This is a genomic window from Maribellus sp. YY47, from assembly GCF_023111095.1.
Classification (GTDB): Bacteria; Bacteroidota; Bacteroidia; order Bacteroidales; family Prolixibacteraceae; genus Draconibacterium.
Window position 1 is genome coordinate 1 of record NZ_JALGYW010000022.1, and the last position, 25,321, is coordinate 25,321.

Sequence of the window (25,321 nt, forward strand, 5' to 3'; positions counted from 1 at the left end):
GAACGAAAGATTTTAGGTGGCTACAGCGGCGGGGCACCACCTCTTCCCATTCCGAACAGAGAAGTTAAGCCCGCCAGCGCCGATGGTACTGCGTAACAGTGGGAGAGTAGGTCGCTGCCAACTTTATTAAAACCTGGTTCTGGTAACAGAGTCAGGTTTTTTTTATGCAATAAACTTTTCGTGCATCCGTTTTTGCAATATCAAAAGCTATGCTTAATGAAGAAATTCTTTACTAACCTAATTGATGCCAACTGGTTCTTTCTTTCACTTATTGCTTTTGTTATTGCTTTACCCTTATCACAAGCTTTGGTTTCGGTTTTCAGCGGTCTAATACTTTTGACTGCCCTTGCAGAAGATTCATGGGCCAATAAATTCAATAGAATAAAAGAACGGAAAGTTCTTTTCCTTATTCCCTCAGTTTTTTTGATCTATTTAATTAGCACATTCCTGACAAATGATTCTTCATTTTACGATGTAAGAAAAACGCTTTTTTACCTGGTTATTCCGCTTGCTTTTATACTGGGAAAAACGTTGAATTCATTACAGAAAAGATATATTTTTTATGCCTTTTGTACTTCAGTTACGGTGGCTATCATTATTGCATTGGTAAGGTGGCAATTCATAAAAAATACCGGAGGTTTTGAAATCCATAAAATAAGCGTGATTTCTCATATCCGTTTTAGCTTTCAGCTGATATTAGCTGCCTGGTTTTTTATATTTCTTTTATTTCTGAATTATCGAACAGTAGGCAAGGTCAGAAAAATTTTATTGGCTTCACTAACAGTTGGCATGCTTGGATTTTTATTCCTTCAACAATCATTAACCGGAATATTAGCGTTTGGTGCGAGTTTAGTTTGTTTTGTTTTTTACCTTTTGTTTCAGCAAAAAATGAAACGACGAATAGCTGGAATAAACGGATTGGTTGTTATAATCATTTTCCCGGTGTGGTATGTTATGCATGCGGTCAATGGTTTTTATGATATTGATGAAAAGGTTGTCGCTCATCTTGAACTAAAAACTGCGCAGGGAAATCCCTATAAACACGATACCCAAAATCCTATGGTCGAAAATGGCCATTATGTATACTTATATATTTGCGAGCCTGAGATGCGCGAAGAATGGAATCAGGTTTCAGAGATAAAATACGATTCCATAGGAGGCAGCGGTTATCCTGTTGCAGCCACGTTAATGCGTTATCTCACGTCAAAAGACTTACGAAAAGATGCCGAAGGAGTCAAAGCTTTATCAGAACAGGATGTCAGGAATATAGAAGCCGGGATGGCAAATTATATTTATGAAAGACGTTTTTCGCTTTACCCGCGAATTTATCAAACCATCTGGGAATATTATGTTTTTACTCAAACCGGTAATGCCAATTACCAGTCGTTTTCCCAGCGTATCGAATTTGCCCGGGCAGCCATCACGATCATAAAAAAGAATTTCTTTTTTGGAGTCGGAACCGGGAATTGGAAAGAGGAATTTGCTAAGGCCTTTAAAGAGAACAATTCAAAATTGGATGAAAGTCTGTATGCGTCGTCACATAATCAGTACCTGAATTATATCGTAAAGTTTGGTATGCTTGGCTTTATCTACATAATGTTCTCGCTTATTTACCCCATCATAAAAACAAGGAGATACCATGATCCCTATTTTCTCGTGTTTTTGGTTTTTATGCTTGTAGCCAACTTGGCTGATTCCAACCTTGAATCTCACATGGGTAGTTCGTTCTTCTTCTTTTTCTATTGTTTGTTTATTACCGGGCCGGGAAATTACTTTACTGAAGGCTTTTTGTCTGATCGATAATCCCTTATAGAGGAAATCAATCACTTTGTCCGAACCTTTTTGTGGTCCTGATGTTCTTGTAACAAATAGAACAATAAAAGAACTATGGAAAGAAGAAAATTTATCATCACAGCAGGAGTTGCTGCTGTTGCTGCTCCAATGTTGGGAACGCTCGCATCATGTGCATCAGAATCAAAAGCATTTGAAGGGCATAAATTTCCGGAACTGGGTTATGGTTACGATGCTCTGGAACCCTACATCGATGCGCAAACCATGGAGCTTCATTATTCGAAACATCACAACGGATATTATACCAAGTTTATGGCTGCTGCCGAAGGAACTGAATTGCTGAGTACCCCAATGGAACAGATTTTTGCTGAAATAAGTAAGCAACCTGAGGGAATCAGAAACAACGGAGGCGGTTATTACAACCACAGTCTTTTTTGGGAGAACATGACTCCGACACAAGGAGAAATGCCGACTGAATTAAAAGCCGCGATCGAAAAAGATTTTGGCTCGGTTGACGCATTTAAAGAAGAATTCGGGAAAGCCGGAAAAACCCGTTTTGGTAGCGGATGGGCATGGTTATTGGCTGACAAATCAGGGAAATTGGTAGTTTCGTCGACTCCGAATCAGGATAACCCGCTGATGGATATTGCCGAAGTTAAAGGAACCCCTTTATTGGCACTTGATGTGTGGGAGCATGCTTATTATTTGCATTACCAGAATAAAAGAGCAGATTACGTCGATAATTTCTGGAACATTGTAAACTGGGACGTTGTAAACGACCGTCTGACAAAAGCATTAGCATAAACAGTTTTTGGCACTGTGCGTAAGGCTCATTATTTTTGACAAAAATTAAAAATAATGAGCCTTAATTTTTGCTTCATTGGCGCCGGAAACCTCGCTACTCATCTGTCCACAGCTTTAAATGAAAAAGCAGGGAAAGTAATCCAGGTGTACAGCCGTACCGAAGAGTCAGCGCGAACGCTGGCACAAAAACTGAATTCGCCTTATACCACTTCAACAAAAGAAATTACGGATAAGGCCGACATCTATTTTATTGCATTAAAAGACGCCGTTGTTGCTGACGTATTATCGGAAATCGATTTTCAAAACAAATTAGTGGTACATTGTTCGGGGAGTTTGCACATGGCCGTGCTGAACGATTTTTCATCGAACTACGGTGTGCTGTACCCGCTGCAGACTTTTTCCCGAATGCGAAGGGTGGACTTCGCCCAAATCCCGGTTTTTATTGAAGCGAATAATTCCGGCAATTTGAAAATCTTAACCACCCTGGCACACAAAATATCGGAGTCAGTAACAGAGATGGATTCTGCACGCAGAAAAAGCCTGCACATTGCTGCTGTTTTTTCCAACAATTTTGTCAATCATTTTTATACGCTTGCTGCCGATTTTCTGGAAGCACAGAATATTCCGTTCGAAGTGCTGCATCCCTTAATTCTGGAAACGGCTAAAAAAGCACAGGAAATGAATCCGAAGGATGCACAAACCGGACCGGCAGTGCGTTTCGACGAAACTATAATTAATGATCATTTACATGTATTGGAAAAATACCCCGAAAAACAGGCGTTGTATAATTTAATTTCTAGGAGTATTTTTGAACATCATCAAAAGAAATAAATATGGGCTTTTTTAAAGACGAGTTATTAAAGGTAAAAGGATTTGTGTTTGACGTAGATGGAGTGCTATCAAAAGATACCTCGCCTTTAAATGAAGACGGCGATCCGGTTCGGACGGCGAATGTGAAAGATGGATTCGCCATTCGGAATGCGGTTAAAGCCGGTTATCCGGTGGCCATTATTACCGGTGGTTTTATCGAGCGTGTCAGGCTGCGTTACGAGAAGCTTGGGGTGGAGCATTATTACGACAAAGTGCGCGATAAAGTGGAAGCCCTCAACGATTTTTTGGCAAAGACTAATCTTACCGCAGAGGAAATTATGTTTATGGGGGATGATTTAGTGGATTACAGAGTAATGACTGAAGTCGGACTGGCTGTGTGCCCCAAAGATGCAGTTCAGGAAATTAAGGAGATATCCAAATACATTTCCGATAAAAACGGGGGCGATGGCTGTGTGCGCGATGTAATTGAGCAAACCATGAAAGCCCAGCAAAAATGGTTTACCCCGGAAATGTTGAACGCTCGTGCTTTCTAAAATGAACTGGTTCCCGACATATAATTTTATTCTTGCCTCCAAATCACCGCGCCGGCAACAATTGCTACAAGCGCTGGGAATCGAATTTACGGTGCAGACAAAGGAAGTGGAGGAAGTATGGCCCGCCGGTTTGGCAATCGAAGAAGTTCCAGTTTATCTTGCCGAACTAAAGGCGGATGCATTTAATGCCGAACTTGGAGAAAACGATGTTGTGATTACGGCCGATACGGTGGTTTGTCTCGGCCCGGAAGTTTTGGGCAAGCCCGAAAGTTTTGACGAAGCTTGCGCCATGCTGCATAGGCTAAGTGGGAGAGAGCACCAGGTAATCACCGGTGTTTGTTTAACTTCCAGCAAAAAGCGAAAATCATTTTATTCGGTGACAAATGTTGAATTCAAAACGCTGACAGCTGCCGAAATCGAATATTATGTCACTCATTTTAAACCTTACGATAAAGCGGGTGCATATGGCATTCAGGAATGGATTGGTAGCATTGGCATCAAACATATCGAAGGATCTTTTTACAACGTGATGGGGCTTCCCATTCAAAAATTATACGAATACATTCAAAGTTTTTAAATCCCTTTCTCAAAAGGTTTCATTATCCCGGCTGTTATTAAACAGAGCGTTAAAAAAATATATGGTTAACATATTTCGCGGATAATTCGTAAATTGAATAGAAACAGAACTAAAATCAATGTTATGAATCGTCCGATTAAATTAATTTCATTGTTTTTTTTCGCGTTCTTTCTGATCGGAGGTTGTTCATTACAGAAAAATGAAAAAGTAAAAGTTGGATTTTTAATTCACGCCTTAGATCAGGAGAGGTGGAAAAATGACCGTGATTTTCTGGTTCAAAAAGTAGAAGAGCTGGGAGGAACGGTGATCGTAAAAGTTGCCGATAACAATGCCGACAAACAACTGGCGCAGGCCAAGGAAGTGCTGGCTGGTGGTGTTAATGTTTTAGTGGTTGTTCCTGTCGATCAGTTTGCAGCCGCGGCAATAGTTGAAGAAGCCCATGCACACAGTGTAAAAGTTATTTCCTACGACCGTCTGATTAAGAATTGCAAGCTCGACTATTATGTGTCGACGGATAATATTGAGATTGGTTCTTTGCAGGCAACTTATCTGACAAGTATTAAACCGACGGGTAATTATGCGCTAATTGGTGGAGCTCTCACTGATAATAACAGTCAGCTTTTGTACCTCGGGCAGCGCAATGTATTGCAGCCACTGGTCGAGAAGGGAGACATCAACATTATCTACAACGAATTCACCGATCATTGGGGGGAAGAAGAAGGGTATGCAGACACCAAGAAGATTCTGGCGCTTCCGCAGAAAGTGGATGCCATTATTGCTGCTAATGATGGAATTGCGATGGGAGTAATCAAAGCTTTGCAGGAAGCCAAACGCGAAGACGTTTTGCTAGCCGGGATGGATGCTGATTTGCCAAATCTCCAGGAAATCGTTGCCGGTCATCAAACTTGCACCGTTTATAAGCCTTACGAAAAACTGGCTGCAGCAACTGCCGAACTTGCTTTTCAGTTGGCTAAGGATGGTGGTTTTGAAAACACTTTCCAAACGGTAAGCAATGGAGCCAGATTGGTTCCAACGGTTTTCTTTAACGGCATGATCGTGAACAAAGAGAACCTGAAACTAACCGTGATTTCAGAGGGATATCAGAAAGAAGAGGAGGTTTATAAATAGGGATAAAAAGGTAGGTTATGAAGGGATTCCATGACGGAGTCCCTTTTTTATTCAAGTTTGTTAGTACATTCCCAATTATACCGATCGTCTCATCCTTCCCTGCGAGTATGGTGAGTTCCCGCTGGAAGACAGGGAGGATTGTAAGGTGGTTCAACGCATATGGCAATCAAGTATTTTGATCTTCGTTTCCTAAGAAGGCTGATCGTCTTTCCCAGGAATAGGGAAAGACAGGAGAAAGGGTATACAATTTACTGGAAATCAACTTTCATATCTGTTGGTGATTCCTAAGAATCATGATTGTTTTGTCAGCTTTTTGATTTCAACCGAGGGTAGTTATCTTTATTGTTTTCAGAATATTTGAAAGCGGAACGTGGACCTTTAATGATATTGTAGACTTATTAGTCTTTTTCTATGCTTCATACCCAAATACTTTGCCGATATTTTATACTTTTGTCGCGGTTTTGAAAACAATATTTCAGAAAATTGAAGAAACATAAAGTCATACAGCTAAGACATTTAAGCGATTCAACTTTTGTAATCCGGATGGAGCGAAACGGAATGCCCTTTCAAACCGGGCAATTTTTGATTTTAAGCCTGAAGGGACAAATCGACCGCCGTGAATATTCGGTTTACAGCGGAGAAAACGACGATTTCCTGGAAGTACTGGTGCGCGAAGTGGAAGGCGGAAAAGTTTCGGCAAAGCTAAAACGCCTCAAACCCGGCGATCAGCTGGATGTGGACGGGCCGTTTGGCTTCTTTAAGTTTTCGCCCGATATGTTTTCGCCGCAAAAGTTTCTGTTTATCGCCACCGGAACCGGTATCAGCCCGTTTCACAGTTTTGTGAAAACTCATCCCGCTCTCGATTATCAATTAATTCACGGTGTACGTTATGTCGAGGAAGCTTATGATCATAAGGATTTTGATCCGAAGCGTATTACACTTTGTACATCGGCGGACAAGAACGGCGATTTTGAAGGTCGGGTGACTGCGTTTGTGGCCGGGCAGAAATTGGATGTGGAAACCAACTGTTTTCTTTGCGGAAACAGTGAAATGATATACGAGATGTTCGACATTTTAACCGGAAAAGGAGTCCCGGTCTCGAACATTTATACCGAAGTTTACTTTTAATAGAAGCCCCTCTTAATCTCCCCAAAGGGGAGAAAAGAAAGACAGGGAGTGTTGAAATATTTTTAGAAGATTCAGGCTCAGGATGAACATACTCTGAACACTGAACATAGAACTTTGAACTTTTTGAGATGAAATATCACGTAATAACATTGGGGTGTCAGATGAATTTATCTGACGGAGAGCGGGTGATTTCGGTGCTGGATAAAGCCGGTTACCAGTGGACCGACAACGAGGAGGAGGCCAACCTGATTGGGATCCTGGCATGTTCGGTGCGGCAAAAAGCCATCGATAAAGTGTACTCGCGTATTCACAAGTGGAACAAATGGAAAAACCATAAAAATCTGATCACGTTTATTTCCGGATGTATTTTGCCCGACGATCACGAGAAGTTTCTGAAGCTTTTCGACATCACTTTTCAGATGAAAGATCTGCCGAAACTACCCGAAATGATCAGCAACTACGGAATTACTACTCCGCTTCATTTAAAAGTGGGGATCGATCCGCATAACGAGAACATTGAGCAGTTCTGGGATGTAAAACCCAATTACCAATCGAATTTTGAAGCATTTATTCCGATTCAGAACGGGTGCGATAAATTTTGTTCGTTTTGCGCGGTTCCTTACACACGGGGCAGGGAGGTTTCGCGTCCGTCGCGCGATATCGTTGCCGAAGTGGCATTGCTGGCCGCACAAGGATATAAATCGATCACCTTGCTGGGCCAGAATGTAAATTCGTACGGCCTCGATAAAAAAGGAGAGGAGATCACTTTCCCGCAATTGCTGCGCGAAATTGGCGAGCTGGGCAAGCGCCTGAAAAAGGATTTCTGGGTGTATTTTACTTCTCCTCACCCGCGCGACATGACCGATGAAGTGATTGAAGTTATTGCCGAATACCCGGTGCTGGCCAAGCAGATTCACCTGCCCATGCAAAGTGGCGACGACAAAGTGCTGATGCGCATGAACCGCAAGCACAACATGGAAAAATACCGGCACATTGTGGAAAGCATCCGCCGTATTATTCCGCAGGCGACTTTGTTTACCGACATTATTGTTGGATTCACGGGCGAAACCGACGAACAGTTTGACAACACGCGCAAAGCGATGGAAGAGTTCCAATTCAACATGTCGTACACCGCTATTTATTCGCCGCGACCGGGAGCAACCAGTCACCGCTGGGACGATGATGTTCCGCTCGAAGAGAAAAAGCGCCGCCTGCATGTGCTTACCGAAGAACTGCGCAAACACAATCTTCCGTACAACAACAGTTTGGTTGGAAAAACCTTGCGTGTGCTGGTAAAAGGCGACGACCGGAAAGAAGGTTTCCTGTCGGGACATACCGAAGGAAAACTGATTGTTCGTTTTGCTGCTGAAAACAAAAAACTTGTAGGGCAGTTTGTCGACGTTAAAATCACTTCCGCTTCCGATTTCTCGATGGAAGGGGAGTTGGTGGAAGCCGGCAGTTTGAAGTCAGAAGCCGGACAACCGAAATCGGTGGTAACAGTGTAACAAATAATATAACTTAGACCTTCAAGGTTTTCGAAACCTTGAAGGTCTAAGTTAACCCGCGGTCATTCGGGCTTATTTTTTGTTGTCATTTGTGTATCATACTATAATCCAATTCGTATGGGATTATTTTTTCCCGGAGAGGCAATTCTGACTTCGCGGATCTTTTCTATTTTCGACGCAATAATAAAAGTATTGATTGTTTTAAGCGCTTAGCGGTTTGGAACCGCTTAGCGCGTGTTTCCTGCCGATAGTCAATGAAGTAGGGACCCTTTTTTTAGAGAACGGTTCCTTCGAATCGTTTCAGTGTTTCCCGAGGCTGAAAGTGTCGGAGCTTAATAGCCCGGTACGCAGTGCCGGGTTGGGAGTGGAAGATGAATCCTCGTCCGGCGGGATGAATAGTTAAAAGCGCATGTTGCAGTTCCGAACGAAAAGTTGGTGTATTTCATTCGTATGTATTTTAAATTATTCAATGGTCCGTCATCCGACGGATGAAAAATCATTCTGATATCCTTTGGTGATTCACCACGAAGCGAAAAATTGGTTGAAGAAGGCATGGTGATTTACCACGCCATGAAAAAATGATTTTTCGCGGAATGGCGGATCACCACGCGATGAAAAATTGATTCGATATCCTTTGGTGACTTACCAAGAGGTGAAAAATCGGTTGGACAAGGTATGGCGGATCACCACGCGATGAAAAAATGTTTTTTTTGGCAATGGTGAATTACCACGCGATGAAAAATCAAATGTTTAACGATGGCTATTCACCACGCCTGATCTTGCATTCGACTGGCAAAATCTTTTTAATGTTCCGAAAAGAATACACAGAGAAGAAAACAATCATGATCCCGAGAAATCACCAACAATTATGAAAGTGAGGTTTTTCGACAGCATTTTATAACGAAAGTTAGTTTACAAGGCGCATAAAGCGATTGTGCGTTGAATCACGTATTGATTGCCCCTTTGATCTACTTACATCCCACCCCCGGGTTTCACCCGAGGTTAATCGTATTTTATCCCTTTGGGATATTGATCAGAATAACAAAGTTAAGACGAGTTAAACGGACAGTGATGTTTGAACCCTTTACTTTCTATGGCACTGAAAGCGTCGAATGTGATTAACCCGGTGTGTAACGCCGGGCTGAAATAATCGAAGGGAAATCGTCCGGAAAGGGTAGTTGATCATAGACTGACAGGACTTCCGGACGAAAAATAGCTGTCCTTCTTTGATCGATTTTCACAGGAAAAAGGAGGTGAACTCACCTCCTCTTTTGTTTGTTGCAGCTTACTATTCGTTAGTCAAAAACTTTGCGATTTCGGGTCGTGCTTTCTGAATACGTTCCTGGTCGATGGTAAGTGCCGTATTGACCTAAATTTTAAATTTCTCCGTCTCTTAGTTGAATAAACCAGGCTATGGCTGCAAGTTCTGCCGGCATAATGGCACTGGTGTGGTCTAAGCCGTTAAGTGGTGCTAAGGTAACCAAATCTGTACTGACGCCTTTCCCTATAAATTGTTGGTACAAATCAGAACTTAGAACAGGCGGAACATAAGTATCAGCAGTTCCGTGAAGAAGCAGAGTGGGGATATTGGTGTTGTATCCTTCAATACTGTTTTCTTCCATCATCGTGCGCAGCGAGGCAAAAGTTTCGCTGGTTTTCCAGTTCGCCATAAAATTGGGTTGAAAAAGATCGGAAACAACAGTTGTAAGTTCTGAATTGATTTGTGATCCCGAATGATTTCCATCAAATAGCCCCGATATTTTAGCGGCATATTCTTCCTGAAATACTGAGTCGATGGGAGTTTCCATATCGAGTTCTGCATAGCTGTTATACAGGTAAGCCAGAAAATAAGGCATGGGGTATTCGGGTTGGCTTGTTACCAGTTCCGTTACAGTTGAAATATCATAAGGTCCTGCACCGCATGCGCTGGCTTTCAGTTTGAATTCATTTGAATAGTTGGTTTCGATTGCCTTTTGAAGCTGCAGGGTTACCCATCCTCCCTGCGAGTAGCCGGTGATGTACAAATCGTTGCTCAGCGTAACCGAACTTTTTCCCTCAACAAATTCTTTTACTGCCCGTAGCATGTCAGCTACCGACTTAACCGTAGATTCTGCATGCAGGTAAGGGTGAAACATATCATCAGAAGCGCCAAAACCCAGGTAGTCGGGTATGGCTATCACAAAGCCGGAGGAAGCCATCATTTCAAGCTTCTGAAATAAATCACCGTTCGGATTTTCAGAAGGCGCTGCACTGTGCAGGGTATTGGTACCGTTCTGGAAACTCATCAGCGGGTAAGTTCCGGCTGCTGTTGGAAGGCATACCAAACCTGAAGCAACAACAGCTTCTCCCTCAAAAGTGGTATTGTAGGTTATTTTGTACACTTCCACTCCCGAAGTAAATTTGTCGGTAATCGCTGAAATTTCAGGGTAAAGTAATGCAGCCACATTCATGTTTGCACTGATAACGCTCTGTTGATAAGCTACAACAAAGTTTTCTTCCACCAGGTATTCGTTTTCGGTTCCGTCAACTTTTTCATCGTCAAAACGGTCACAGGCAGAGAAGGCGATACTTATCAGGATGAAAAGCAGTAAGGGTTGTAACAGATCTTTCATGGCAAAATGTTTTCAATAAGGTTACTTCAAAAATAGGCTAAATTATTGTTTAATGGAAGGGGATGGCAAACAGAATGCAATTTGTGGTATTTTGGATACGCGATGCTTTCGGCAATCTTTTCTTTGGTTTGATTTTTTTATTTTCGTTGCATCAAAGATTCAGTTCGAAATATAATTTTGTTTGGTAAAATATTGACCCAATGAAAAGACTTTTACTTGTATCTGCTTTTGTTGCGATTTATTTTTCGGTGGTTGCGCAGCCCATTAAGGTAATGCTGGTTACCGGCGGCCACGACTTTGAGGCACAACCGTTTTTCGAAATGTTTGACGCGATGGAAGGTGTAGAGTACGAACATTACGAGCAACCTTCAGCTAATCAAAAAATTGCAAAAGATCATGCCAAAGATTTCGATGTGATTGTATTCTATGATATGTGGGATAAGATTGGTTTGACAGAACGAGAGGCCTATCGCCAGATGGGGGAGCAGGGCAAACCGTTTTTGTTTCTTCACCATTCGCTGGCTTCTTATCAGCAGTGGCCCGAGTTTGAGCAAATTATCGGAGGAAAATACGTTGAGAAAAGAACGGGGATAGATGAAGAAGAAGCATCAACTTATGAGCATGATGTGTGGGTATATTGCAATGTGGAAAATTATACTTCTGTGACACGCGGTTTTCGGGAGCTTCGTTTTTTTGATGAAGTTTACGGGAACGTCAGGATTTCAGATAAGGTATTGCCCTTGTTGAGTACCCGGCACCCCAAAAGTATGGAATATGTTGCCTGGGAAAACCGGTATCGAAACTCCAGAGTGATCTACATTCAGCCGGGACACGACAATCGCACTTACGCAGAGGCCGATTACCGGAAACTCATTTTACAGGCTATACATTATCTCTCGGGAAAATAGAGGTTGCGCTAAGTCGTTTTGTAGGCAATTAGTGCGATTTTTTGGCATCCGGATGCCAATTCCCAACCAAAATACCGAGACTTCATCGGAATTAATTGGAATCTGCTCGATAACATAGACTTATAACGTTTTTTAACATTCTGGTGTTAATTAAAGAGGACCTACGACTATTTTTTTAGTTAATTTAGACGGCATACAAACCCAATTAACTTGCATGATATGAAAACTGTTGCCAAGTTAATCCACCAATCCAACATGACATATATTCCTACGAACCTTCCGGTAAAATTTTTTGGGCTTCCGGATGGTAAAGTCTATTTATTGTATGCCCGATTTTGTATCATCAGGCCCGAAAAAACAGACCTGGAATTTGTGATTGCGGAACACGATGAGTTTTCTTTCGATTATGCATCGGAGAAACTGGTTCCGAAAGCAGAAACGCGTTATCCTGTATATCGCGAGATGGTTGATAAGCCGAATCCGGTTTATCATATTTTAGATATTAATCGCGATGTTAAATCTTATGCTGAAGCAGTAGCTTTGCTGAATCAAAAAGCGATCAAGATGTCGCTTCACCCGGAGGCCTGTTAACATTAAAATAGGCTATAGAATCTTTATTTATACCATAACCTGCATCAGGAAACATTTGCAGGTAGAATAACTTTTTACCCCAAACAAAGCAAATCTCTTTATTTCTTTTTCTTTTTCCCCGGATCAAATTTGTGGCTAACCCTTTTTTGAAAGAGTAAAAGTATGACAGCGCATCGTCGCTGGCAACAAAAGGAAGCAATCTATTGATCTGGAATTATTTTAAGCCAAAAATGTATGGGAAAATCTAAAAAAAAGTGAGAAAAAACTTTGTGTAGAATCCATTTTTATTTAGATTTGTGTCATAGGTCGTTCTGACCTATTGTGTGTTTGGGGGTTAACATTTTAAAGGGCAGTTGTTGAACTGCCCTTTCTTTTTGAATAAATCTCAATGGTAACATTTTTTCAAAACATTATTTACATAATAGTTGGTTCTGACGTTCAATAAATTACTTGAAAATTAGAGCAGGCGAGCTTATCTTTTTGTTTAATTTCAGGGAATTCCTTTGCCTGAACAACGATATCGTAACAGAATTATTAAAATAATGCACTGCTAGCGAATGGCAGGAGAATCTGTTTCTGCAGGTTTTGCCTGTTTTCGAGAGATTATATCAATGGCAACAATCATGGCGGTAAAACCCCAGAAGGGAACAGAAAGCTTGTCGGTGTCCAGGAAGTTATTCAAAAATCCGTGTAAATAATAGGTGACCAGCCCCAGAAAAGCGACCAAAACAATCTTTTTTAATCTCGGATCGGCTGCTCTGGAATAAGTGGTTATAGCGGTGTAAGTTATCGTACCTAGAATCAGCAAAAAGGTGAGTAATCCCAATAAGCCCGATTCGGACAACGGTCCCAGGTATTCGCTGTGCGCATTTCCCCCGTCCGCAGCATTGGTACTGATAATGGTGCGGTCTTTGGTTAGCTGGTAGGGGGCATATTGAAACATATAGGTTCCCGGGCCAAATCCCAAAACGGGTTTGTCCTCGAACATTCTTATGGCGCAACTCCAGCGGTTAATACGTTCCAGGTTTGATGCATCAGACGAGATATTCGACATCGATGAAATGTGTGTGCCTAAATTGGCAGACGACTCGTGAGAGTTTTGCTCCAGCTTCATCAGTATCTGTTGTTGAAACGTAAAAAAAATCAGAGCAGCAGAGAACACGGTAATAAGAATGGTTTTGAACCTGATCTTTAAGAGTAAAATAAACCACAGTCCGATTGATGCCACCAGGCTCAACCAAGCGGCCCGGCTGTATGAAAGGATAAACCCCATCAGCACCACTAAAAAAGCAAACGTTGCAAATGTACGCCATTTTTTTTCCAGACTTTTATCGAGCACAAACATCAGTAAAAAGGGCAAATAGAAGGCAAGGGAAGCTCCGTACGAAGTGTGGTCGTTGTAGAACGGTGCAACTACAAAATGAGCCGCCTGTTTATCCCATAATCCATAGCCCAGATGGCGAAATGTTGCATAAAAAATTACTCCCATAAACGGCACCACATACAGCCAAACATATTTTTCCATATGCTTGCCTTGCGAGAAGAGTTTAGCGGTAAGGAAATAGAATATCGCCACAAACCAGATTCTCATCAACAGAAACTTAAACGAGACCAGTGGCATAGTGCTGGTGATACTGGTGACCAGTATCCAGAACAAATTCAGATAAACAGCCAGCGACACCGGGTGCCAAAATATTTTTTTATCAAATTTCCGCTTCTGTAGTACTTTAAGCAAAAAAACAATTAAGAGCCCAAAAATTAAGGGTTCGGTGGGCAGGTCCATGTCAAATCCAAATCCGGGAATAAGTTTCCGGAGGGGGATCGATAGCGGAGTAAAAAATACGATGAGGTAGATAATCTTGTCAAAGGAATAAACAGCAACGAGCAACAGCAGGAATACTAATGGAAGCACGTTTAAATACAGCATGTGCTTGTTTACCACCAACCAAAGGTTCAACAAGATAAAGCCAACCGAGATGAGGTAAAAAAAGGAAATTCTTATTTGGTTGCTTTTGAACACCGGTATTATTCTTTTCGGTAATCGAGCACCAGAAATACCAATAATCCGAGAAATACCGCTGAAACTGTCGACAGCAGTACAATCAGCCAACGCACCGGGTATGATTTTTTATCGGCCGGAAAGGGAGATTGAACCACCTGACAATGTGTGATATTTTTTTCATATTCGCTTAAATGCATGTCGTGTAAAATTGTCAACGAATCAATCACCAATAAAGTGCGGTTGTATCTGGCTTCAAGAAGTTCTGCTTTTGCTCCCTCTTTCGAAAAGTTATTGTACAGCTGGTCGATCTTCTTTGTGTCAGGTGCATTACCTCTGCCGTTTGCCAGCGCAGTCATATAGCCTCGGGTAAGTTCGGGCACCTGTTCTTTGAAACTGATGATTCCCGTTGCTGTCCTGAGGCTGTCGAGTTGTTTTTCAACAGCGGAGAGCTCCTTGTATCTTTTTTTTAATTGATTTTGGGTGATAACCACCATTTCTTTGTCTGAAGTTTTATACAACGAACGAACTTTCTTGTTGTAAAATTTAATGATCGAATCGCACATGTCGGAAGCACGCTGAGGCTCGTAATCCAATACCTTTATTTCAGCGGTTTCAAATTCGGTTTTGTTTACCGAGACATTCTCATCGTACCTGTCGAGCATATACGTGATGAAATTCGGATCTTCTTTGCTGATTTCATAAACGTCAGAAAGATGGAAGACCTCAAACATCTTAAACTTAATGTCGTTTGAGTTCAGCACCTCAATCATTTGTTCGGTTTCCGACTCATTACTCAGTTGCAAGGTGTTGGTCGGATACAGCCGGGCAACCGACTTGTACTTGGGTCGAATAAAAATGGGGCCGGAAAAAACAGCAGACAACAGAACCGCAATAATTCCGATGATTACAAAATGCACTCTGCGTTTCCAGATAATTTCCAGAATTCGCTGGTTGTCAAAAAAATTATCCATAAAGGTGGTTTCAGTTTGATCGTGTATTTTCAACGAAACCAAACGGTTTTTAGTATTTGCCCAATTGTTTTTACCTTTTTTATCCGGCGATGACCAGGTAATAATTTTTCTTTCCCTTTTGAGCAAGAATATATTTTCCTCCAATCAGATATTCAGCATTGATCACTGCATCCGGATCAGTAATTTTTTCTTTGTTTATGCTGAGTCCGTTCCCCTGAATTGTTCTTCTTAATTCTCCTTTCGATGGGAAAACGTCGGTTTTTTCAGCTAAAAGATCGATAACGTTAATACCTGATTCCAGTTCGGTTTTGCTGACCTGAAATTGAGGTACGCCTTCAAATACAGCAAGGAAAGTACTTTCATTCAGTTTACGCAATTGATCTGCCGTTCCATTTCCAAAAAGGATTTGAGAGGCTTCAACTGCCATTTCGTAATCTTCGCGCGAGTGAACCATTGTGGTCACTTCTTCGGCCAGTTTTTTCTGAAGGTTTCTCTGGTGAGGAGCTTCTTTATGCTCTGCAACGAGTGTCGAAATTTCTTCTTTCGAAAGCAGTGTAAATATTTTAATGTAGCGTTCGGCGTCTTCATCCGAAGTGTTGAGCCAGAACTGGTAAAATGCATAGGGCGAAGTACGTTCGGCATCAAGCCAAACATTCCCCGATTCGGTTTTTCCAAATTTGGCACCATCGGCTTTAGTAATCAGCGGGCAGGTCATGGCAAAAGCTTCGCCTCCGTCCATTCTGCGGATCAGTTCCGTTCCGGTCGTAATATTTCCCCACTGATCGGAACCTCCCATCTGCAGTCGGCAGCCATGGTTTTTATATAAATGATAGAAATCGTATCCCTGAACGAGCTGGTAGGTAAATTCGGTGAACGACATTCCTGATTTGGATTCTTCTCCGAGACGTTTCTTCACACTGTCTTTTGCCATCATGTAGTTTACGGTAATCCGCTTACCTACATCACGGATAAAATCGAGGAAGGTAAAGTTTTTCATCCAGTCGTAATTGTTGACCAAAAGCGCCTGGTTCTTTTCTCCACTTTCAAAATCAAGAAAACGGGCCAGCTGTTTTTTGATGCATTCCTGGTTGTGACGTAGAGTCGGTTCATCAAGCAGGTTTCTTTCCTGCGATTTGCCCGATGGATCGCCAATCATTCCGGTAGCACCTCCAACAAGAGCAATGGGTTGGTGGCCGGCAATCTGAAAATGTTTCAGCATCATTACCCCAACCAGGTGACCGATGTGCAGCGAGTCGGCTGTTGGATCGATTCCCACATACGCACTGGTGGTTTCTTTTAGCAATTGTTCTTCCGTTCCGGGCATTATATCGTGCAACATGCCTCTCCATTTCAGCTCTTCTACAAAATTCATTTGATTTAAAATATTGTTGTTACTACCAGATTTACATTCAAAATAAATTTAAACCGCTTGATTTATATGTTTAAAGGTCGTTGTTAACCTTCAGTAAAAATCGTGTGATTAAAATTTGCGCAAATATATAAAATGCAGCTGTAAACGACGGGAAAATAAGCGGAAAACAAAAATGCAGGTTTCTTCAAAAATAATTGCAACCTTTTCATATCTTGCCCAGTCTGATGAAATAGTATGGAAGACAGTCAACTGGTTCAGCAGGTTTTAAACGGGAACAGCAATGCATTTCGGTTCCTGGTATCGAAATATCAGCGGCTGGTTGTTCATGTAGTTGGGCGTATTGTTCAGCAGCAAGATGAGGTGGAGGACATTTGCCAGGAGGTGTTTATCAAAGTTTTCAAAACGTTGAATAAATTCAGGAACGAGTCAAAATTGTCGACATGGATTGCCACTATTGCTTACAATACGGCCATTACGCATTTGAGAAAGAAAAGCAGGAGAGGAGAGTTGTCGTATAGCGAGGAACCGAAACTGATTGGGATGGAAGCCGATCCGGCACCCAACCAGAAAGCGGTGGAAACAGAAGAAATAAAACGACATCTGCTGAAGCTCATCGAAACCTTGCCGGTACATTACCGAACAGTGCTTACTCTGTATCATTTGGAAGAGTTTTCGTACCGCGAGATTGTTGAAATAACGGGAATGCCCGAAGGAACAATAAAAAGTTACCTGAACCGCGCCCGTATGATGCTAAAGGGCAAGATCGATAAAATTGCCCGATTGGAACAAACCAATATATTTGCAGATTATGTCTGACACTAAGAAATTTACTGATTCGGAAAAACTACTTGGAGAAGTACTTCGGGAAGAACCCGACTTCTTTTTATCTGACCGTTTTGCTGAAACCGTGGCCAATAAAATGGCGCGCAGGTTTGCGTGGAATCAGTACATCCGCGAATTTTTTATTTACCTGGCAGCTATTTTCGGAATTGCCGCGTTGTCTGCCGGCATTGCACTAATCTGGCTGGATGTGAACTGGCAGGCATGGTGGAGTTTTCTGCTTTACAATGTCAGCTGGGTGGCAGGCCTTAATATACTCGTGGTATTTATTTTGTTTGTCGACAGGGTTCTGTTGCGTTATTTTTCATACAAATTGTCGCAACATTGAGTCTTATCTCAATATTCTACCGTAGTTTAATTATTTGCCCCACCTGTGGCATTTGTCCCGAATTCATGCGGTTTCTTTTGCACAACGATTTTAGTTTAATGCCATACACCTGCGAAATGTAATGCATGCTTTCGCCTGCCTCTACCCGGTGCGTAGTTTTTCCTTTCGATTTGCTTTTTTTGGCTTGAATGTAAACGATCTCGTTGGCGAGCGGACGATAGCCCGGACGTTGATCGTTGAATTTGTACAATTCCCAGTCATTTAGTCCAAATTCCTGGGCCAGCATTTCATAGGTATCACCCTGGCGGGCAACAACCGCTTTTATCTGGTTCATTTTTATGACTTTGTGCGATTGGAATGCATTAACTGTAAGGGTGTTGGATATGTCTTGGTTTCCCATGCTTTTTTGCTCAAAACTGGACATTGCGTTTAGCGTCATTTTAAGATCGAGCCGATGAAGCTTGTGATCTTCAATGATCTTAATCAAACGTTTATCGTAATCGTGTGCCGTTGCATACCCCGCTTTTTTAAGTCCCCTGGCCCAACCTTTATAGTCGGTGTGTTCCAGTTGAAACAGAAAAGCATAACGCGGATTGTCCATCAAAAAGTTGGTGTGATCGATGTACGATTCCTCCACCGAAGTGTATTTCCGGAAACATTCATTTTTGTGGTCATCGTCATAATAAACCTTTTTCCCCTTCCAGCCCGTTTTGCATTTTATCCCAAAATGGTTGTTCGAACTCTTCGACAGTTCACTGTTTCCGCTTCCCGATTCCAGGATTCCCTGTGCCATGGTAATACTGGCAGGAATACCGCTTCTGTTCATTTCTTCAATGGCCAGTAACTGGTAGCGATTGATGTATTCCTCGCGGGTTATCTTTTGAGAAAAGCTTGAAAATGAGAAAAGAAGTAGTAAAAATGTCAATAGGTTATATTTCATGGCCAAATGCTTCAAATAATTTCGCTTAAAAATAGATGCAGTTATTGGATTTTCTTACCGATCGATTTAGAATTTATAAACAAACTAACGTGAGTAAGCATAATTTATTGAGATGATTTCGGGGATTCTCTTTTTTTATGAGAACCGAATTCATGATGTTGGAACTTTAAGCTTTCTTGAAGGACGAAAATAAACGGGCGACTTTTTCTTGTGGTCATTTTGTTTTAACTTATTTCGCGGTTTCAAATTCGAAATAGATGGGCCTTACAGACGAAGAGAAAGTGAATGAGTTGAGCAAAGTGCTCTTGGAAGTCGGTTCTTTACTGATGAGTTCGGGGGCGAACTCTTCGAGGATCCGTATTACCATCAGCCGGATTGCCGGCGCATTTGGATACGATGTCGACTTGCTGATTACACACCGTGCATTAATGATGACGATTTACGACGAAGAAACGGATTTCTTCTTTAGCCGTTTAAAACGAACTTCGCCTCATGGTGTGAACTTTCGGATGGTGAGCGGAATAAGTCGTATGAGTTGGCGGATTGTGCAGGAAAAATGGGAGATCGATCAGGTGAAAAATGAGCTTGAGCGTTTAAAATCACTGTCGCATTACCCGCGAATTCTGGTTTTGGCGATGGTTTCGGCAGCTGGTGCCGGATTCTGCCGCGTGTTTGGTGGAGTTTACCTCGAACTACTGGTAACCTTTGTAGCTACTTTCATCGGTTTGTACGTTCGCCAGGAGGCTGTGAAAAAGGCATTTAATCCTTATCTGGCGATATTCTTTGCTGCGTTTGTCTCGTCAATGATTGCCGGTTTGGCGCTAAAAATGAAGATTGGCCCGAACCCGGAATATGCATTTGCAACATCGGTACTTTATTTAATTCCCGGAATTCCGCTGATCAACTCACTTTCCGATTTACTCGACGGGAATATTATGAATGGTATTGTGCGGGGACTAAACGGATTGATGATTTCGTTCGCCATTGCATTGGGAATGTTGGGAGCAGTTTTAATATACGGTATATAAAAAGTAAAAGGATTGGTTATGCAAGAGTGGTTACATATTGTTGATCGTTGGTTTTGGCTGGGTATGGGTGCCATTGGATTTGCCGTTCTTTTCAATGTTCCCAAAAGAACCCTGTTAACTATATTTCTGCTGGGAGCCTTTGGCGGTACCCTTAAGTTTGTGGTGATTGGTGCAGGAGGCGGAATTATTCTAGGCTCATTCTTCGGAGCGGTTTTGGTGGGCTTTGCAAGTATTGTGGCTGCACATCAACGACACACTCCGCCTTTTGTGTTGGCCATACCTGCTGTTATTCCTATGGTTCCGGGCGCATTTGCTTATCGGGCCATGCTCGGAGTAATTCATTTAACCGAAAAAATTAATCACGACACCTTTCTGAAATTACTGGAAGAAACCGTTGATAACGGATTGAAAGCCTTCTTTGTGCTGGCCGCACTTTCGTTGGGTGTTTCTGCGCCAATGCTTATTTCCAGAAGGGAATCGGCAAAGAACCTGGTAGTTCGGATCAAGCGCGACGAATTAAAATCCAAATAAAACATTCGTAGTACCTTTCTTTTCAGAGCTTTCGGTTATCTGTTGCCCATAGAAGCTGGTTTATGGTTAAATCTTTTTCCTCAGCATTTTGTTTTTTTAATGTTACATTTGAACAAAATATGCAGGATGAGGATTAAAGAACTCAAAATTCTTATTCAGGAATATGATCGTATTGAAGAACTTCCTGATCTGGAGCAGAAACTACTGGAGAAAGCGCGTACCGCTGCAGAAAATGCTTACGCGCCGTATTCGCATTTTAATGTTGGCGCAGCTGTTTTGCTGGAAAACGGCGAAATTGTTGCGGGGAACAATCAGGAGAATGCCGATTTTACTGATGGTTTATGCGCTGAAAGGGTGGCCTTGTTTTATGCGCATGCTACATACCCCGGAACAGCTGTGAAAGCAATTGCCATCACCGCAAAAAACAAAAACGGATTTTTGGAAGAGCCTGCCCAGCCTTGTGGCTCTTGCCGCCAGGTTATGGTTGAAACGGAGTTCCGGTTCAAAAAGCCCATTCGTATTATTCTTGACGGGAAAAACGGAATACAGGTATTAAACGGAGCCGACAGTCTGTTGCCTCTGGCGTTTAAACCGGTTGCACTGGACTAAATCGTCCGGCGTGGAAAAGGTTGATGAATTCGTTCCAAACCGGATCGTTGGGAGGATCAGCAATTATCGTTAGTATTTCATTTTTGACAGGGTGCATTAATTCCACTTTTCGCGCATGTAAATGAATTCCCTTGTCGGTGTTCGAACGCGGAAATCCATATTTTAAATCGCCTTTTATGTGCAATCCCAGTTGTTTTAGCTGCACACGAATCTGGTGGTGACGGCCGGTGTGCAGTTCTATTTCCAGCAAATGGTACCGTTCGATGCTGGCAACATGGCGGTACGTGAGCCTGGCCAGTTTTGTACCCTCCCCTGGTTCAGTGTACGCATAACTTCTGTTTTGTTCCTGGTTTTTAACCAGGTAATGCTCCAGTGTATCTTCGTATTTCGGAGGGCGTTTATCAACCACTGCCCAGTACACCTTTTTTACTTCACCACGGGTTTGGAACAATTTGTTCAGGCGCGGCAACACTTTACTGGTTTTGGCCAGAATAAGAATTCCACTGGTTGGGCGGTCTAAACGATGCGGAAGCCCCAGGTATACATTTCCGGGTTTGTTATACTTCTCTTTCAGGTAGGCTTTTACGGTATCCATTACCGTCGCATCGCCTGTTTTGTCGCTTTGGACGACTTCGCCACAGGCTTTGTTGACGGCAATGATATGGTTATCCTCGTAGATTACTTTCATGATTAGACACTATGAGCTGAGAGCCACAAACTATGATCTTATTTTACTTTAAACACTGAACTAATACTGTTCTTTTTCGTTGGGAAAATCTCTTGATTTCACGTCGTTGATGTAATTGCCCACCGCACCTTTAATTTCTGCCGCCAAGTTATGATATCGTCTCAAAAAGCGGGGAGAAAATTGTTGCGTAATTCCCAGCACATCGTGCAAAACCAGTACCTGTCCGTCCACACCTCCACCAGCGCCAATTCCGATAACCGGAATTTTTAGTTCCTGCGCTACCTTTTCTCCCAGCGAGGCGGGGATTTTCTCCAGGACAATTCCAAAGCAACCGGCATCTTCCAGCAATAACGAATCTTTTAGCAGTTTTTCGGCTTCAGCTTCTTCTTTGGCTCTTACCGTGTAGGTGCCAAATTTATGGATCGATTGAGGCATAAGCCCAAGGTGTCCCATCACCGGAATGCCGGCAGACAAAATACGTTTTACCGATTCCAGCACTTCTTCACCTCCTTCGAGCTTCACCGCATCAGCAGCTGTTTCTTTCATAATACGGATGGCCGAATGCAATGCTTCGCGCGAATTTCCCTGGTAGGTTCCGAATGGAAGATCGACAACCACCAGCGCCCGGTTTACAGCACGAACTACCGATGCTCCGTGGTAAATCATTTCGTTCAATGTAATCGGCAGGGTAGTTGTGTGCCCGGCCATTACGTTCGAAGCCGAGTCTCCCACTAAAATAACATCAATTCCGGCTTCATCCACCAGTTGAGCCATACTGTAATCGTAGGCGGTTAACATCGATATTTTTTCACCGCGCAGTTTCATTTCAGATAAGCGATGGGTGGTTACTCGGCGTATTTCGTTATGTATTGACATATCTGTTTTTTTCAAATTAGACTACAAAATTAGACAAAGCTTTTGGCTTGCGCAAAAGTCGCAACTTTTATCGTAATTGATTCGTTTTCTGTTAACGTTTATTAACCGGAGGGTAGTGCAATATTCAGCAAGGTTTATTTTCTTTGCGCTACTTACTTCATGAAAAACAAACAATGAAAAATCCACGCTTCCGGCTAACAGGTTTTATCACAACTGCTTTCTTCTTTTTAATTCCGTCGTTTATGGCGAATGCACAAGATGTCAATAACGAAGTAGTGTCGTTTAAAAAACGGGAACTGAATACCGGATGGATTTTTCAGGTGGGGAAGGACCGCGAGGAATTGCGGACCGATGTTTCGCGTTTTTTTGAAGATCAAACCTCGTTGAACGGAGGATATAAAATCGAAAATTCTTTTTGGGACATCAGGGATTACCGGCAGGATGAATTGAATCTTTCAGTCGATCTTGGTCCCTTCGGAGCCTATGGAAACTGGATCGACAGTTCCAAAGTCAGTAATTCGGAAGCCGATCAGTATTTGTATGGATTAAGAACTTCTGCCAATCTTAATTATAAATACCGCTATTATTACGACGCAAAGAATTACACTGCTTTCGAAATTTCGGGTTGGGGGCTTTACGAAGTTTTCCGCCAGAGTCTCGACGGTACAAGTATTGATTCGATGGGAGTTGTGAGCGATATAGACCGAACCCGGACAGAAGATCGGTTTCGCTACGGATTCCAGGCGCGCGGTGGATTTGGAATCGGGCGTTTAAGTCCGATGAATCACCTGATGACTGCACACTATTTATTGGAAAAATATTATCCGGGACGTGTTTTCTCGGATTATGAAATTGCACAGTTTGCCCAAATCATCGCCCAGCTTAAAAACGAACGGGATTATAAACAAGGGCACGACACCGGAAAGGAAATGGAGGCAATCCAAAAATTCCTGAACGGCAAATTTCTGCTCGAACCAGCAGAAGCAATGAATGCTGACTGGTCCTATGCTGAGTTCGATCCGCGATACGAAGGCAAACGTTTTGAAATGGGACCTTTTTTTAAATACTACAACCAGGAACCCGATTTTATTTGGGGAGGCTATGTTCAGTACGAAGATGCCCGTTACAAAAACGTAAGCTGGAACCGGAATTTTACTGCCAATTTGAATTACAACCGCTACAAAAATTCAGACTGGATGACAGCCGAAGTTAACGTGGGCTGGAGTTATTACAGTAAACTCAAAAGCCGGTTTAATTTCGGTGTAAAATATGTTCCCGGTATCGAATTGAACGGCTTCGAAAATGTTGGTACGCTAAGTCATAATTTCGTTCCCTACCTGGGGTATTTTTCCCAGTTGAGTTCGAAATCACGCGTTCGTCTCGATTTCTCATGGCGTATCACCGACGGAGAACAATTTATGGTGCCCGGCCCCGAGTTTAGCCTTGGTATTTACCGAAGTGCTTATTAGACCCGTAAAAAGATATTCTTTTTGTACATGTAATACAACAGTAGCCACACAACAGCTAAGGTTGATATTGCCATTGCAAGCGTACCGGCCTCACCCATGGGATTTACAATCCAGCCCACAAAATATGCGGTAAGGTTTTCTACGTCGATAATATGGGTAAACAGATACACAAAGATCGAGTTCATACCGATTACCTTAAAATAAAAGGCCCATCTGCTAAATTTCCAGTGGTCGATAATCATAAAAAACAAGGCCATCAAAATAAAACCGATTCCTCCGGTTAGCATGTTAAATGTTGAAGTCCAACATTTTTTGATGATCGGGTAGAAGGTTGAAAACAACAGGGCAAGAACGATTAAAGCTGCACCCGTTGCTGCCATGTAACCAATTTTTTGCCAGTCGGTAGTTTTCCTGCTCCGAAGAATGTTACCGGCAATGGTTCCCATCAGTGTAACTCCTGTTGCCGATAAGCTGCAGAGAATTCCTTCCGGATCAAACACTCCTCCGTATAAGCGTCCCGGTAAAAACAAACGGTCTATGTAACCGTTGATACAACCTTCGGGAGTAAGAACACCTGCACCTACTCCGGGAACGGGGATCAAAAGTTGAATGACACCAAAACCCACCAGGATGCCTGCCAGCCAAATGATCCGGCTTTTTAGCGCCGGGAAATACAAATAAATTAATGCGGCAAAGAAATAGCCGATCCCGATTTGCCCCAGAACACTGGCAATTCTTCCATCAGTAAAACCGTTTTTAAATACGCCATTGTATAGGATTCCCAGTGTAATCAGAAGGAGTAAACGCTTAAATATTTTAAGAAAAAGTCGTCGTTTAGGTACGTTTTTTTCGAGTTTGCTCCCAACCGAAAACGGAACAGCCACACCGGCAATAAACATAAATAGAGGAAAAATCAGGTCTTCGAAATGAAAGCCGGTCCATTCAACATGATGCATCTGATTTCCGAGCCATTCGGCACCGGTCATTTTTGCGAGAAGACTTACCAGATAACCGCCACCGGTTATCCAAAACATATCGAAACCACGTAAAGCGTCGAGTGATTGAAGCCTTTTATCGGGAGCTGTTCTCAAAGGTTTAGTTGTCATAATTGTTGTTTTAAGTGCCACGAATGTATAAAAACTTTTGAAAGGAAGAAGTTGATCGGGTCTGAATCACCGAAAAGAGATGTAATTCTGTCGTTTTGTCATCGGGATTGACAGGGTGAACGCCAATATTCATCAATAATGTGTCAGTATTGC

At 42.3% G+C, this 25,321-nt stretch carries 24 protein-coding genes and 1 rRNA gene; 17 read left to right on the plus strand and 8 right to left on the minus strand.

Translation table 11 applies throughout. The annotated features are described in order from the left end of the window. The first annotated feature begins 12 nt into the window (after window positions 1–12). The 9 genes from rrf to miaB all read left to right on the plus strand — a co-directional run bounded on the left by rrf (window position 13) and on the right by miaB (window position 8,297). Window positions 13–123, plus strand: a 5S ribosomal RNA gene (gene rrf, locus MR764_RS16220). Between the two features lie 765 nt (window positions 124–888). Further along, entirely contained in the window at window positions 889–1,803 is a 915-nt protein-coding gene (locus MR764_RS16225) for an O-antigen ligase family protein (protein ID WP_348773087.1), read from the plus strand. A gap of 138 nt (window positions 1,804–1,941) precedes the next feature. Then, window positions 1,942–2,595: a superoxide dismutase gene (locus MR764_RS16230; protein WP_247980566.1), complete on the plus strand. Its 654-nt coding sequence runs from the start codon at window positions 1,942–1,944 to the stop codon at window positions 2,593–2,595. A gap of 54 nt (window positions 2,596–2,649) precedes the next feature. Then, window positions 2,650–3,426: a DUF2520 domain-containing protein gene (locus MR764_RS16235; RefSeq protein ID WP_247980496.1), complete on the plus strand. Its 777-nt coding sequence runs from the start codon at window positions 2,650–2,652 to the stop codon at window positions 3,424–3,426. A gap of 2 nt (window positions 3,427–3,428) precedes the next feature. Next, window positions 3,429–3,959, plus strand: coding sequence for an HAD hydrolase family protein (locus tag MR764_RS16240; RefSeq protein WP_247980497.1), 531 nt, complete (start codon window positions 3,429–3,431; stop codon window positions 3,957–3,959). 1 nt (window position 3,960) lies between these two features. Beyond that, window positions 3,961–4,536, plus strand: a complete 576-nt coding sequence (locus MR764_RS16245) for a Maf family nucleotide pyrophosphatase (protein WP_247980498.1) — start codon at window positions 3,961–3,963, stop codon at window positions 4,534–4,536. A gap of 123 nt (window positions 4,537–4,659) precedes the next feature. Continuing rightward, window positions 4,660–5,664: a substrate-binding domain-containing protein gene (locus MR764_RS16250; RefSeq protein ID WP_247980499.1), complete on the plus strand. Its 1,005-nt coding sequence runs from the start codon at window positions 4,660–4,662 to the stop codon at window positions 5,662–5,664. A 483-nt stretch (window positions 5,665–6,147) separates the two neighbouring features. Continuing rightward, window positions 6,148–6,792, plus strand: a complete 645-nt coding sequence (locus tag MR764_RS16255) for an FAD-binding oxidoreductase (RefSeq protein WP_247980500.1) — start codon at window positions 6,148–6,150, stop codon at window positions 6,790–6,792. Between the two features lie 128 nt (window positions 6,793–6,920). Further along, window positions 6,921–8,297: a tRNA (N6-isopentenyl adenosine(37)-C2)-methylthiotransferase MiaB gene (gene miaB, locus MR764_RS16260; RefSeq protein WP_247980501.1), complete on the plus strand. Its 1,377-nt coding sequence runs from the start codon at window positions 6,921–6,923 to the stop codon at window positions 8,295–8,297. 1,376 nt (window positions 8,298–9,673) lie between these two features. Here the strand turns inward: miaB and MR764_RS16265 are convergent. Continuing rightward, window positions 9,674–10,909: a lipase family protein gene (locus tag MR764_RS16265; protein WP_247980502.1), complete on the minus strand. Its 1,236-nt coding sequence runs from the start codon at window positions 10,907–10,909 to the stop codon at window positions 9,674–9,676. A 200-nt stretch (window positions 10,910–11,109) separates the two neighbouring features. On the opposite strand from MR764_RS16265, the gene MR764_RS16270 reads away from it, so the two are divergent. Together MR764_RS16270 and MR764_RS16275 are read left to right on the plus strand one after the other, a co-directional pair. Next, window positions 11,110–11,817 (plus strand): ThuA domain-containing protein, encoded by a 708-nt coding sequence (locus MR764_RS16270; protein ID WP_247980503.1) that lies wholly within the window; start codon window positions 11,110–11,112, stop codon window positions 11,815–11,817. A gap of 219 nt (window positions 11,818–12,036) precedes the next feature. Beyond that, the gene (locus MR764_RS16275; protein ID WP_247980504.1) at window positions 12,037–12,408 is read left to right on the plus strand and encodes a hypothetical protein; all 372 of its coding nucleotides are present in this window, start codon (window positions 12,037–12,039) and stop codon (window positions 12,406–12,408) included. A 550-nt stretch (window positions 12,409–12,958) separates the two neighbouring features. Here MR764_RS16275 and MR764_RS20385 read toward each other — a convergent pair. The 3 genes from MR764_RS20385 to tyrS form a co-directional block, all read right to left on the minus strand. Beyond that, window positions 12,959–14,320: an O-antigen ligase family protein gene (locus MR764_RS20385; protein WP_247980505.1), complete on the minus strand. Its 1,362-nt coding sequence runs from the start codon at window positions 14,318–14,320 to the stop codon at window positions 12,959–12,961. Window positions 14,321–14,433: 113 nt separating this feature from the next. Further along, a complete protein-coding gene (locus MR764_RS16285) occupies window positions 14,434–15,381 on the minus strand; it encodes a Wzz/FepE/Etk N-terminal domain-containing protein (RefSeq protein ID WP_247980506.1) in 948 nt (315 codons plus the stop codon). Between the two features lie 79 nt (window positions 15,382–15,460). Next, on the minus strand, window positions 15,461–16,753 hold the full coding sequence (gene tyrS / locus MR764_RS16290; RefSeq protein ID WP_247980507.1) for a tyrosine--tRNA ligase: 1,293 nt from the start codon (window positions 16,751–16,753) through the stop codon (window positions 15,461–15,463). A gap of 234 nt (window positions 16,754–16,987) precedes the next feature. Between tyrS and MR764_RS16295 the strand changes: the two genes are divergently transcribed. Together MR764_RS16295 and MR764_RS16300 are read left to right on the plus strand one after the other, a co-directional pair. After that, window positions 16,988–17,569 carry an RNA polymerase sigma factor gene (locus MR764_RS16295; protein ID WP_247980508.1) on the plus strand — a complete coding sequence of 194 codons (582 nt, stop codon included), beginning with the start codon at window positions 16,988–16,990 and terminating at the stop codon, window positions 17,567–17,569. Next, a complete protein-coding gene (locus MR764_RS16300) occupies window positions 17,562–17,921 on the plus strand; it encodes a hypothetical protein (protein WP_247980509.1) in 360 nt (119 codons plus the stop codon). Before MR764_RS16295 ends, MR764_RS16300 begins: the two co-directional genes overlap by 8 nt. Window positions 17,922–17,937: 16 nt before the next feature. Here MR764_RS16300 and MR764_RS16305 read toward each other — a convergent pair whose 3' ends face one another. Then, window positions 17,938–18,861 (minus strand): glucosaminidase domain-containing protein, encoded by a 924-nt coding sequence (locus tag MR764_RS16305; protein ID WP_247980510.1) that lies wholly within the window; start codon window positions 18,859–18,861, stop codon window positions 17,938–17,940. 257 nt (window positions 18,862–19,118) lie between these two features. Between MR764_RS16305 and MR764_RS16310 the strand changes: the two genes are divergently transcribed. The 3 genes from MR764_RS16310 to MR764_RS16320 all read left to right on the plus strand — a co-directional run bounded on the left by MR764_RS16310 (window position 19,119) and on the right by MR764_RS16320 (window position 21,029). Beyond that, window positions 19,119–19,889, plus strand: coding sequence for a threonine/serine exporter family protein (locus MR764_RS16310; RefSeq protein WP_247980511.1), 771 nt, complete (start codon window positions 19,119–19,121; stop codon window positions 19,887–19,889). A gap of 18 nt (window positions 19,890–19,907) precedes the next feature. Next, window positions 19,908–20,420: a threonine/serine exporter family protein gene (locus tag MR764_RS16315; protein WP_247980512.1), complete on the plus strand. Its 513-nt coding sequence runs from the start codon at window positions 19,908–19,910 to the stop codon at window positions 20,418–20,420. A 126-nt stretch (window positions 20,421–20,546) separates the two neighbouring features. Further along, window positions 20,547–21,029, plus strand: coding sequence for a cytidine deaminase (locus tag MR764_RS16320; RefSeq protein WP_247980513.1), 483 nt, complete (start codon window positions 20,547–20,549; stop codon window positions 21,027–21,029). On the opposite strand, the gene MR764_RS16325 is transcribed toward MR764_RS16320, so the two are convergent. Together MR764_RS16325 and panB are read right to left on the minus strand one after the other, a co-directional pair. After that, window positions 21,007–21,717 carry an RNA pseudouridine synthase gene (locus MR764_RS16325; RefSeq protein ID WP_247980514.1) on the minus strand — a complete coding sequence of 237 codons (711 nt, stop codon included), beginning with the start codon at window positions 21,715–21,717 and terminating at the stop codon, window positions 21,007–21,009. The genes MR764_RS16320 and MR764_RS16325 overlap by 23 nt on opposite strands. A 60-nt stretch (window positions 21,718–21,777) precedes the next feature. Next, window positions 21,778–22,593 (minus strand): 3-methyl-2-oxobutanoate hydroxymethyltransferase, encoded by an 816-nt coding sequence (panB, locus tag MR764_RS16330; RefSeq protein WP_247980515.1) that lies wholly within the window; start codon window positions 22,591–22,593, stop codon window positions 21,778–21,780. Window positions 22,594–22,766: 173 nt separating this feature from the next. Here panB and MR764_RS16335 point away from each other — a divergent pair, with 173 nt between their 5' ends. After that, complete coding sequence (locus MR764_RS16335) at window positions 22,767–24,062, plus strand: hypothetical protein (RefSeq protein WP_247980516.1); 1,296 nt, start codon at window positions 22,767–22,769, stop codon at window positions 24,060–24,062. On the opposite strand, the gene MR764_RS16340 is transcribed toward MR764_RS16335, so the two are convergent. Continuing rightward, window positions 24,059–25,168, minus strand: coding sequence for a DUF5009 domain-containing protein (locus MR764_RS16340; RefSeq protein WP_247980517.1), 1,110 nt, complete (start codon window positions 25,166–25,168; stop codon window positions 24,059–24,061). The genes MR764_RS16335 and MR764_RS16340 overlap by 4 nt on opposite strands. Window positions 25,169–25,321: the final 153 nt, after the last annotated feature.

What these genes read in the sequence shown, in the direction of transcription:
- miaB (WP_247980501.1), top strand. Translation starts at nt 6,921, where the DNA reads ATGAAATATCACGTAATAACATTGGGGTGTCAGATGAATTTATCTGAC.
- MR764_RS16310 (WP_247980511.1), top strand. Translation starts at nt 19,119, where the DNA reads ATGGGCCTTACAGACGAAGAGAAAGTGAATGAGTTGAGCAAAGTGCTC.
- MR764_RS16340 (WP_247980517.1), bottom strand. Translation starts at nt 25,168, where the DNA reads ATGACAACTAAACCTTTGAGAACAGCTCCCGATAAAAGGCTTCAATCA.
- MR764_RS16300 (WP_247980509.1), top strand. Translation starts at nt 17,562, where the DNA reads ATGTCTGACACTAAGAAATTTACTGATTCGGAAAAACTACTTGGAGAA.
- MR764_RS16335 (WP_247980516.1), top strand. Translation starts at nt 22,767, where the DNA reads ATGAAAAATCCACGCTTCCGGCTAACAGGTTTTATCACAACTGCTTTC.
- MR764_RS16295 (WP_247980508.1), top strand. Translation starts at nt 16,988, where the DNA reads ATGGAAGACAGTCAACTGGTTCAGCAGGTTTTAAACGGGAACAGCAAT.
- tyrS (WP_247980507.1), bottom strand. Translation starts at nt 16,753, where the DNA reads ATGAATTTTGTAGAAGAGCTGAAATGGAGAGGCATGTTGCACGATATA.
- MR764_RS16305 (WP_247980510.1), bottom strand. Translation starts at nt 18,861, where the DNA reads ATGAAATATAACCTATTGACATTTTTACTACTTCTTTTCTCATTTTCA.
- MR764_RS16270 (WP_247980503.1), top strand. Translation starts at nt 11,110, where the DNA reads ATGAAAAGACTTTTACTTGTATCTGCTTTTGTTGCGATTTATTTTTCG.
- MR764_RS16245 (WP_247980498.1), top strand. Translation starts at nt 3,961, where the DNA reads ATGAACTGGTTCCCGACATATAATTTTATTCTTGCCTCCAAATCACCG.
- MR764_RS16225 (WP_348773087.1), top strand. Translation starts at nt 889, where the DNA reads ATGAAACGACGAATAGCTGGAATAAACGGATTGGTTGTTATAATCATT.
- MR764_RS16325 (WP_247980514.1), bottom strand. Translation starts at nt 21,717, where the DNA reads ATGAAAGTAATCTACGAGGATAACCATATCATTGCCGTCAACAAAGCC.
- MR764_RS16285 (WP_247980506.1), bottom strand. Translation starts at nt 15,381, where the DNA reads ATGGATAATTTTTTTGACAACCAGCGAATTCTGGAAATTATCTGGAAA.
- MR764_RS16250 (WP_247980499.1), top strand. Translation starts at nt 4,660, where the DNA reads ATGAATCGTCCGATTAAATTAATTTCATTGTTTTTTTTCGCGTTCTTT.
- MR764_RS16230 (WP_247980566.1), top strand. Translation starts at nt 1,942, where the DNA reads ATGTTGGGAACGCTCGCATCATGTGCATCAGAATCAAAAGCATTTGAA.
- MR764_RS16240 (WP_247980497.1), top strand. Translation starts at nt 3,429, where the DNA reads ATGGGCTTTTTTAAAGACGAGTTATTAAAGGTAAAAGGATTTGTGTTT.
- MR764_RS16265 (WP_247980502.1), bottom strand. Translation starts at nt 10,909, where the DNA reads ATGAAAGATCTGTTACAACCCTTACTGCTTTTCATCCTGATAAGTATC.
- MR764_RS16275 (WP_247980504.1), top strand. Translation starts at nt 12,037, where the DNA reads ATGAAAACTGTTGCCAAGTTAATCCACCAATCCAACATGACATATATT.
- MR764_RS16235 (WP_247980496.1), top strand. Translation starts at nt 2,650, where the DNA reads ATGAGCCTTAATTTTTGCTTCATTGGCGCCGGAAACCTCGCTACTCAT.
- MR764_RS16315 (WP_247980512.1), top strand. Translation starts at nt 19,908, where the DNA reads ATGCAAGAGTGGTTACATATTGTTGATCGTTGGTTTTGGCTGGGTATG.
- MR764_RS16320 (WP_247980513.1), top strand. Translation starts at nt 20,547, where the DNA reads ATGAGGATTAAAGAACTCAAAATTCTTATTCAGGAATATGATCGTATT.
- panB (WP_247980515.1), bottom strand. Translation starts at nt 22,593, where the DNA reads ATGTCAATACATAACGAAATACGCCGAGTAACCACCCATCGCTTATCT.